General features: G+C 28.2%; 11 protein-coding genes. 3 read left to right on the top strand and 8 right to left on the bottom strand.

The annotated features are described in order from the left end of the window. Together ACTHW2_RS05765 and ACTHW2_RS05760 are read right to left on the bottom strand one after the other, a co-directional pair. Positions 1-410, bottom strand: a 410-nt coding sequence (locus ACTHW2_RS05765) for a hypothetical protein (RefSeq protein WP_442263022.1), incomplete at its 3' end; no start/stop codon positions are given. Between the two features lie 63 nt (positions 411-473). Next, positions 474-1067, bottom strand: a complete 594-nt coding sequence (locus ACTHW2_RS05760) for an HD domain-containing protein (RefSeq protein ID WP_442263021.1) — start codon at positions 1065-1067, stop codon at positions 474-476. 152 nt (positions 1068-1219) lie between these two features. Here ACTHW2_RS05760 and ACTHW2_RS05755 point away from each other — a divergent pair, with 152 nt between their 5' ends. Continuing rightward, positions 1220-2119 (top strand): VanW family protein, encoded by a 900-nt coding sequence (locus tag ACTHW2_RS05755; RefSeq protein WP_442263020.1) that lies wholly within the window; start codon positions 1220-1222, stop codon positions 2117-2119. Positions 2120-2195: 76 nt separating this feature from the next. Next, entirely contained in the window at positions 2196-2474 is a 279-nt protein-coding gene (locus ACTHW2_RS05750) for a CDIF630_02480 family spore surface protein (RefSeq protein ID WP_442263019.1), read from the top strand. A gap of 58 nt (positions 2475-2532) precedes the next feature. Here ACTHW2_RS05750 and ACTHW2_RS05745 read toward each other — a convergent pair whose 3' ends face one another. Then, complete coding sequence (locus ACTHW2_RS05745) at positions 2533-3762, bottom strand: M48 family metallopeptidase (RefSeq protein WP_442263018.1); 1230 nt, start codon at positions 3760-3762, stop codon at positions 2533-2535. 208 nt (positions 3763-3970) lie between these two features. On the opposite strand from ACTHW2_RS05745, the gene ACTHW2_RS05740 reads away from it, so the two are divergent. Then, positions 3971-4444, top strand: coding sequence for a superoxide dismutase family protein (locus ACTHW2_RS05740; protein ID WP_442263017.1), 474 nt, complete (start codon positions 3971-3973; stop codon positions 4442-4444). 48 nt (positions 4445-4492) lie between these two features. Here the strand turns inward: ACTHW2_RS05740 and ACTHW2_RS05735 are convergent, their stop codons facing one another. The 5 genes from ACTHW2_RS05735 to ACTHW2_RS05715 form a co-directional block, all read right to left on the bottom strand. Next, positions 4493-5350 carry a hypothetical protein gene (locus ACTHW2_RS05735; protein WP_442263016.1) on the bottom strand — a complete coding sequence of 286 codons (858 nt, stop codon included), beginning with the start codon at positions 5348-5350 and terminating at the stop codon, positions 4493-4495. 15 nt (positions 5351-5365) lie between these two features. Then, positions 5366-6061: an ABC transporter ATP-binding protein gene (locus ACTHW2_RS05730; RefSeq protein ID WP_442263015.1), complete on the bottom strand. Its 696-nt coding sequence runs from the start codon at positions 6059-6061 to the stop codon at positions 5366-5368. Positions 6062-6083: 22 nt separating this feature from the next. Next, positions 6084-6425, bottom strand: coding sequence for a GntR family transcriptional regulator (locus tag ACTHW2_RS05725; RefSeq protein WP_442263014.1), 342 nt, complete (start codon positions 6423-6425; stop codon positions 6084-6086). Positions 6426-6567: 142 nt separating this feature from the next. After that, positions 6568-7374 (bottom strand): pyrroline-5-carboxylate reductase, encoded by an 807-nt coding sequence (gene proC, locus ACTHW2_RS05720; RefSeq protein WP_442263013.1) that lies wholly within the window; start codon positions 7372-7374, stop codon positions 6568-6570. Between the two features lie 118 nt (positions 7375-7492). After that, positions 7493-7786: a hypothetical protein gene (locus tag ACTHW2_RS05715; RefSeq protein WP_442263012.1), complete on the bottom strand. Its 294-nt coding sequence runs from the start codon at positions 7784-7786 to the stop codon at positions 7493-7495. Between the last annotated feature and the right edge of the window lie 64 nt (positions 7787-7850).

Here is a 7850-nt window from a genome sequence, read left to right as displayed (position 1 = left end):
CCCCAATTATAAGTTTGGGAAGAACTATATGCATCTACAATTTCATCTTTTTCTAAGACTATATCTTCCTCTAAATCCACATATGGATATGGAGTAAATCTAAGACCTTTTTGGGGGTGAATATATTCTTTTAAGCTTTCCATATCTTTTTCTTTTAAAGATTCTAAGACATTAAATGTTCTAGTTGCTAAATTTTCAATTTGTCCTGATAGTTCTTCTACTCTTGTTTCAAGTTCTTCAATCTCCATATTTTTTTCTTCTATTTCTGCATTCTTTTCTTCTATTTCTTCTTCTAGCTCATTATTACCATCATTCTCATTATCATCCGGTGAATTTGATGGGGTACAGGCTGCTAGAAAAAGAGAAATACTTAGGATCAATATTCCCATAAAGATTTTATTTATTTTCATAATTAACACCTCTCTTAATTAATTTATACCCTAGAAGTGTATTTTTATATCTTTTATTAACCTTTATTTCTTTCTTATAAACCCTTTATTTTCTGCATCTTCTATCATATACTCTACAAATTCCCAAAGTTTTTCTGATGATTTTCTAACAGGTTCTATTCTCTTATAAATATCTTCTTTCGATACATTAAACTTTTTCCAAGTACCTCCATTATTATTATAGTTGTTGAGCATTGGTTGAAGCCTATCCATAGCTGCTGCAAAGATTGCTTCATCTGTTTCCATATCTTCAAATTCAAACCATAATTCTTTTATTTCTCCTCCCTTATCTCCACTAAGTTTTTTAGATATTTCCTCTATAGCTTCCTCTTCCCTCGCTCTTTTACCCTTATTAGCTTCTTTATCATAACAAAATGTATCACCTGCATGAAGTTCTACCAAATCATGAATTAAAAGCATCTTTATAGTCTTTAAAAGATCTATTTTTTCATCATTATATTCATAAAGAATCATAGCCATAATAGATATATGCCAAGAATGTTGCGCATCATCTTCCCTTCTTTCATGCCCTATAATACTAGTTTGTCTTAATATAGTCTTCATCTTATCTAGTTCTACTACGAACTCTATATCTTTAAGTAAATTTTTGTCTAACAAAAAATCATTCCTCTCATTGTAAATTCTATTTTCATTATATATGTAATTCATTTATTTTTAAAGTGTATAATCTTTTCTAAATATACATATAAATTACATATGTATAAACGATTATAATTATAGGAAAAGTATTGTCAGAAAGGAATGGTTTTATGAAAAAGGTTTTTTATCTTATCTTAGTCCTCAGTTTAATAGGGATTAGTACATCTAATGCATATTACGATAAGGATATAAATAATAAAGAAAATATAGAAATTTTATTAAATGAAGTTGGAAAGGATTATGACGATCCTGAAACTTCATCTCAAGTTACTAAACTTCCCTGGAGAAATAATAGTAAATTTTTATATTTAAAAGAAAGTTATAATACTCCTATTTTAATGGCTGCTTTTGTAGCAGTTCTCAATGATCCCTTGCCAGGTGAAGAGTTCAATGTAAAACATTCAGCTTCAATGATAAGAGGAAAGCTCGTAAAACCTGGTCATGTATTTTCTCAAAATAAAGAAATAGGACCATATACTAAAGAAAAAGGATTTAAGGAAGGTGCTTCTTATAGTTCTGGTGAGGTTGTAATGACTGAAGGTGGCGGTGTTTGTAAGATAGCTACTGTTTTATATAATTTAGCAGTATTATCAAATTTAGAGATAGTAGAAAGATACAATCATTCCATGCCTATAAACTATGTACCATATGGGCAAGATGCTACAGTCTACTATGGTAGTAAAGATTTTAAATTTAAAAATATAAGTAGTGGAAACATACTTATTTGGTCAAAACTTATAGGTAATAAACTTTATATGGCATTTTATGGAGAAGAAAAAGCTCCTGAGATCGTCTGGGAGCACTCAATCACCAATGAAATTGAGCCTGGAAAAAAATATATAAAAAATAAAAATTTAAAGAAAGGCCAATTTATAGAAAGAGTTAAAGGCCTCAAAGGTGCAACTGTAAAAAGTAATATTACTATAAAATACCCTAATGGTGATATATATAAAAAGAATATGGGTATAAGTTTATATAATCCTCTACCAAATATTATAGAGGCCAATTAAATTTTATATAATATATGCATTATATCCATTTAAATGGGTATCAATAATAATATAAGAAATAAGGGAGGAAGATAAAATGAAAAAAGATAATGTTGATAAGAAAAAAGTTGAAAAAGATGATCTAGGTATGACTTGTGTTCCAGAGGATAATAAATATAAAGATGGGCCTTTTGAGCCTAAAGATGTAGCAGATGAAGGAACTTATAAAGAGCATAAAGGTCCTAAAAGAGAAGATACTGCAACTGATGTTTACTACAAAACAGAATGTAAACTTCCTGATTCAAAGGTAGCAGTTCCAACAAAAGATTCTGTTGATGAAGCTAAAGAATGGGTTGATGATCAAAATAAAATGTAATCCTTAATGGATTGCATTTTATTTTAAACCCTATCTACTTATTAAAACATCCTATAGATTAATCTATAGGATGTTTTTCATAGAATTCTATTCTATCTTCTAAGTTAGGATGTGTACTATAAAACCATTCATATAGTTTTGATCTTCTTTTTAACCCTAAATTTGTTTTAGAAAGTTTTTTCATTGCAGAAACAGCAGAATCTCTATTACCCGTCAAGCTTATCTCTACCTCATCGGCCTCTACTTCCATCTTTCTAGATATATTATTAGATATAGGATTTGCTAAAAATAAATATAAATTTAATATAAGTAATAATAAGGGTAAAGATGCATAACTAGATAGATTTCTAAATCCAAAACTACCATAAGAATGCCTAAGCATCCACTTACTACTTATATATACTAAAAATAATAGTATAAATACACCAGCTATAGAAAAAAGTATACTCTTCCAGATATGTCCCTTTATATAGTGACCTATTTCATGGGCCGTAATGCTTAACACCTCATCTTCTTCTAAATTATCGATTGTAGTATCCCAAAGGACTATTCTTTTAGATTTAGATATTCCTGTCATATATGCATTCATTGTTTTTGTATCTTTACTTTTATCTACTCTATATATATTTGCATCTTCTATACCTGCTTTACCCAAAAGTCCTGATATTTCTATACCTAACTTTTCATCTTCTATCGATGTATAATCATTAAATATAGGATCTATTATTACTGGTGATATAAATACCATAAATATAATAATAGGAACTGCTATTAAACCTAAACTTATCCACCATGTTCTAGCTTCTCTCGATATTATATAGTATGGTACCCAAAGAAATAAAGCTATTATTAAGTCTCCAGTTAAAAAACCTTTTATATTTAGCTCGAGCCATCTCCATATAGTTTGATTAGATAAACCGTATTTATGATTTATATAATATGAAGAGTAAAAATTTAGGGGTAAATTAATCAAAAAAATTAGGGCGAAAAATATAAAGCCATACAATATTCCTGAGATTATCAATCCTTTGCCCTCTGATGCAAATTTATTTATTTTCTGCGATAAATTACTTACTAAAAATAATAAAGGGATTAAAAAGTTTAAGAAAAGCCTAATAGCCCAAACTCTTAGTCTATCCTTTCTAAGTTCTATAGCCTTTAAATTTATATCATTATCTTCTTCTTTCAATTTTTCTATATTTCTATATTCACTAAATATCATCGTAGATATAAAAAGTAATAATAAAACGAAAAATATAATGATTACTCTTTTAAGTATAATATCCATTTTAAACCTCCCAAATATACTAAAATTTATTATATTACATATTTATTGTTTTCTTTTCATCTTTATGCAAACACTTTTGTATTTTAAAACTTTCTTTAACTAAACTATTTTCTCTTTTCATTGTCTAATAAATATATATTAGTGTCAATATAAATAACTGTCGCAATTTAACTACTCTATCATATTATATTAAAAAGGAGGTTTTTTAATGTATAAAAGAATAAATAGAGCTCACGCTCGTATGATGGGTAGTAAATATGCGCCTCATCTTTGTGGTAATGTATACTTTTATGCCGTAGAAGAAGGAACTGAAGTATTTGTAGAAATATGGGGTCTTCCTCTTTATCAGCCTGCCACTGATAAAAATGCACCTATAAGTCCTTTTGGTTTCCATGTTCATGAGGTAGGTCTTTGTCAAGGAAAAGACTCTGATAGTCCTTTTACGTCTGCTAAAGGTCACTACAATCCAGATGATCAGCCTCATGGAAATCATGCAGGAGATTTACCAGTATTATTTTCAAATAATGGATATGCTAGAATGAGTTTTTTCACAGATAAATTTAGAGTTAAAGATATAATAGATAGATCTGTTATAATCCATCAAAATCCTGATGATTTCAGAACTCAGCCTGCAGGTGATTCTGGAACTAGAATAGCTTGTGGTATAATAAAAGCTATGTGAAAAATAAAAAATGATTGAGTTTAATATTAAACTCAATCATTTTTCTTCTTATAAATCTATCTTTTCTTCTATTAAATAACCTGTTCCCATAAAGAATGCTATTCCAAATAAGATATCGGTTATAAAACTTGCTATATTTATATATCCAGGGAATATTCCCTCTGGCAAAGAACCTGCTAACATTATATTTTGAGTCATCATGCTATTATTCATAGTATCAAGAATACCTTCTAAAGTTATAAACTTAAATGTATTCATATCTAAAAAGTATGGTAGTGCTATTCCTATCTTGCTTGAAAGATAAGATGTAACTCCTATCAATACTAAAAATATAATAAACCACATTCCACCTATTTTCTTGTTTTTTATACTAACCTTACTTAAAGATATTGAAAAATATATTACTATAAGTGTTATTATTACAGATATAAATCCAGTAAAAATTGAAGCTATAAAACCTACATTTATTAATTCTATAACTTCTCTAAATATTACTCCTAGTTCCCCTTTAAATAATATTACACCAAGGAGTATATTATAAAGAACAGTTACAAGTCCCATAACAATATACCACATAAATGCTACTAATAACTTACTGCCTAAAATTTGATTTCCTGTAAGAGGAAGTGTAAATGTTAAATATCCCCTGTCCTCATATAGCTCTTTTCTAAAGGATCCTACTATATAGAAAAATGCTGTTATAAAAGCCCCAAATATAATAAATATAGATAGTACAAACATAAATCTTAAAAGATTCATAGATTCATTTACTTGATTGTATTCAAAGCTTTTTATTTCATTAAATATATTAAACTGAATTATACTTGATGCTAGTATTATTATTGCAAGTATTCCAAATATAAACTTGTATGTTCCCTTTATTTCATATTTCATAAATTTTTTCATCTCTATTTCTCCCCCTTATCCAAAAATTTCTTTATATAAATCATCTATTTGCATTTTTCTTTCTTCTCTCAAAGCATCAGCATTTCCAACTAACTCTATTCTTCCATCTCTTAAAAAGGCTACATCATCAAATAAACTTTCCATATCTCTTACTAGATGAGTTGTTATTATCATAGTACTTTCCTCATTATAATTTTTAATTATTGCATCTAAGATTTGATCCCTAGCGACTGGATCTACTCCTGCTATTGGCTCATCTATTATATAGATCTTAGCATTTCTAGATAAAACTAAGCTTAAATTTAACTTTTCGTGCATTCCTTTAGATAATTCCTTAATTTTCATATCCTCATCTAAATTCATAAACTTTAATAAATCTATTGCCTTTTTTTCATCAAAGTCCTCATAAAAATCTTTATAAAACCCTATAGCATCCTTTATATCCATCCAATCATATAAAAAACTTCTATCTGGTAGATATGATACTATAGATTTTGTATATACTCCTGGAGTTTTCCCATCTATTAGTACCTCACCTTTACTTGGTCTTAATAATCCTGTTAGTATTTTTATAATTGTTGTTTTACCACTACCATTTGGTCCAAGTATTCCTACTACTCCACCCTTTTTAATATCTAAGCTCAAATCATCTAATGCTCTTTTTTTTCTATAAGTCTTTGTTATTCCTTTTATTTGTACTATATTTTCCATTTCTTACTCCTCCTTTACTTTATCAATCTATTAAGTTTTTTATCTCTTCTATAGTAAAATTAAGTGATTGCATTTCTATTAAAAAATTATCAACTAACTCTTTAGCCATCTCTCTTTTTAGATTTTCTATTTTTTTAACATCTTCTGTAGCAAATGTACCCATTCCTCTTTGAGTAAAAACGAGCTCTTCTCTTTCAAGTTCTGCATATGCTCTTTGGATAGTATTAGGATTTACTGTTAAAGTACTTGAAAGTTCTCTTACTGAGGGAAGTTTTCCACCTTCTTTTATATTCTTTGTAATTATTTCTCTTTTAATATAATTCATTATTTGAATATATATGGGTAAATTATCCTTAAAGTCCATACTTTTCACCTCCAAAATCGACTCAATGTATTAGTTATATAGTACACCATCATTCTATACATGTCAACTGTTTTTAAAATAAAAAGTGTATCTTAAGAATCTTAAGGTACACTTTTTACACTTTTAAAATTATCATATTAAATTATTTTTTCATAGATTTACTTTTATCAGTACATACCTTCATAGCTTCCATAATAGAAGATCTAAATCCACTTTCTTCTAAGCTAATAACCGCCTCTATAGTAGTACCTCCTGGTGAACATACATTGTCTTTTAATTTCCCTGGGTGCTCTCCAGTCTCTAATACCATCTTTGCAGAACCTAAAACAGACTGTGCTGCCATATTATATGCTTTTTGTCTTGGTATACCTTCTCTTACTCCTGCATCTGCCATAGCTTCTATTAGGACAAATATATATGCTGGAGATGATCCACAAATAGCAGTAAATCCATCCATAAGATTCTCATCTATTATCTCTACTTTTCCAAAACTTTTAAAGATATTTATTATATCCTCAGTTTTTTCTTCTGATATATGCTCACCTAAGGATATTGCCGTCATACCTTCGCCTACAAGGGCTGGAGTATTTGGCATAGTCTTGATAGACTTTATTCCATCTTTTAAGTTGTTTTTTAAAAAGTCCAAACTTATCCCAGCTCCAATAGATATTACTATAGTTTGCTCTTTAATATCATCTCTTATTTCTTTTAATATCATTTCATAAAGATGTGGTTTTATAGCTAATATTAAATAGTCCGATTTTTTAGCAACTTCTTTATTTTCTAAAGTAGTAGTAACACCATATTTCTCTTCTACTTTATCCAAAGTTTCTTTAGTATTTGCAGATACTATTATATCTTTTTTATCTACTATTTTAGATCCTATTATTCCCCTGATCATTGCTTTAGCCATATTTCCGCATCCTATAAATCCTACCTTTTTATTCATAAGTATCCCCCTTTTTTAACATTATACCATTTGGACATAAAAAAAGGAGGCTTCGCCCCTTTTTCTTTAAGTATTATATTATTTTTATTTATAATTATTATTTTTGGTAAAATCTGTTTTATTTTTTTATAGCTTTAGCCATAGGATCTGATAAAACTTCATATCCTCCAAGACTTGTAATAGTTATCATAATTGAATTAATGATAGTTAGTATGATACTAGTTAAACCAAATCCTTGTGGATGAAATATTAAAGTTAATATTAGAGCAATTGTAAATGTATAAACTCTTATAGCTGAATCTTTAAATCGTTTTTTTATTAATGGTTTTGTAAATTGTACTATGACTATTACGGCTGTTACAAGTCCTCCAAAAGTAGTCAACATGTTTGCATTCATAAAATCTTTAAACATACATATCCTCCCCTTTTTTTACCTTCTACTATGAGAATATGCATAAAGTTTAAAGCTTATGAAT

The sequence above is a fragment of the Tissierella sp. genome (genome assembly GCF_052089545.1).
In the GTDB taxonomy this organism is placed as follows: domain Bacteria; phylum Bacillota; class Clostridia; order Tissierellales; family Tissierellaceae; genus Tissierella_A.
Note: the sequence above shows the minus strand (reverse complement) of the source record. Positions and strands in the feature narration are given on the sequence as shown.

Coding starts and splice junctions, on each gene's coding strand:
- ACTHW2_RS05755 (WP_442263020.1), top strand. CDS start 1,220: ATGAAAAAGGTTTTTTATCTTATCTTAGTCCTCAGTTTAATAGGGATT.
- ACTHW2_RS05750 (WP_442263019.1), top strand. CDS start 2,196: ATGAAAAAAGATAATGTTGATAAGAAAAAAGTTGAAAAAGATGATCTA.
- ACTHW2_RS05745 (WP_442263018.1), bottom strand. CDS start 3,762: ATGGATATTATACTTAAAAGAGTAATCATTATATTTTTCGTTTTATTA.
- ACTHW2_RS05740 (WP_442263017.1), top strand. CDS start 3,971: ATGTATAAAAGAATAAATAGAGCTCACGCTCGTATGATGGGTAGTAAA.
- ACTHW2_RS05735 (WP_442263016.1), bottom strand. CDS start 5,350: ATGAAAAAATTTATGAAATATGAAATAAAGGGAACATACAAGTTTATA.
- ACTHW2_RS05730 (WP_442263015.1), bottom strand. CDS start 6,061: ATGGAAAATATAGTACAAATAAAAGGAATAACAAAGACTTATAGAAAA.
- ACTHW2_RS05725 (WP_442263014.1), bottom strand. CDS start 6,425: ATGGACTTTAAGGATAATTTACCCATATATATTCAAATAATGAATTAT.
- proC (WP_442263013.1), bottom strand. CDS start 7,374: ATGAATAAAAAGGTAGGATTTATAGGATGCGGAAATATGGCTAAAGCA.
- ACTHW2_RS05715 (WP_442263012.1), bottom strand. CDS start 7,786: ATGTTTAAAGATTTTATGAATGCAAACATGTTGACTACTTTTGGAGGA.